Source organism: Parendozoicomonas sp. 2304DJ65-17 (assembly GCF_058148445.1).
The window spans coordinates 1-238 of the sequence record NZ_JBYVJV010000114.1 but is presented as its reverse complement, the minus strand read 5'-3'; the positions used below and the strand labels follow the sequence as shown (position 1 = coordinate 238).

Sequence of the window (238 nt, the reverse complement as noted above, 5' to 3'; positions counted from 1 at the left end):
ATTTCCAAGGCAGGTTTAACGCGTCTGAAAACAATACCCACTCCGCACATGCCGAGAAACCGGGAGCTTTAAGTTTCTGGTATGACCCCAGAGTCCGCAGCGTTCTTTTTCAGCTGTTCTTTATCGGGCTTCTGGTTTTCTTTATCTCCACCATTATCACCAACACCACAAACAACTTAGAGCAGCGTGGTATCACCACGGGCTGTGACTTCCTCAGTCAGGAAGCCGGTTTTGGCAT

Annotated in this window: 1 pseudogene; it reads left to right on the top strand. The window is 48.7% G+C overall.

From position 1 onward, the window contains the following. A pseudogene (locus tag ACY2RR_RS24715) lies at nt 1–238 on the top strand (hypothetical protein); the annotation flags it as partial.